This is a genomic window from Methylobacterium sp. D54C (assembly GCF_053345595.1).
In genome coordinates this window covers 1-325 of the sequence record NZ_JBKFAK010000157.1, presented here as the reverse complement: position 1 = coordinate 325, position 325 = coordinate 1, and the positions used below count along the sequence as shown (strand labels likewise).

Annotated in this window: 1 protein-coding gene; it reads left to right on the top strand. The window is 72.9% G+C overall.

Annotated elements, in window-relative coordinates:
• The coding region (locus ACLBYB_RS32965; RefSeq protein WP_447701400.1) for an ABC transporter permease subunit at positions 1-225 on the top strand (225 nt) is incomplete at its 5' end.
• Positions 226-325: the final 100 nt, after the last annotated feature.

The following is a 325-nucleotide window of genomic DNA, read 5'->3' as shown; positions in this document are numbered from 1 at the left end:
ATGGGCGCCGAGATCCTGACCTTCGCCTTCGTGGTCGTGGTGATCGGCGGTCTGGGCTCCTTCTGGGGTGTTGTGCTCGCCGCGCTGGTCGTCGGCGTCGTCCGGGGCCTCACCGCCTACGCCTACCCGCCGGCCACCGAGGCCGCCGTCTACGCCCTCATGGTGCTCGTCCTGCTGCTGCGCCCGCGCGGCCTGTTCGGCGAGCACACCGCCCGGTTCGAGTGAGCGGAGAGCGTCCCATGTCCGGAACCGCCGAGCCGCTGCCGCTCGCCCTGCCGCAGCGCGGCCTGATCCTGCGCGAGAGCCGCCAGCTCTGGGCAGCCCT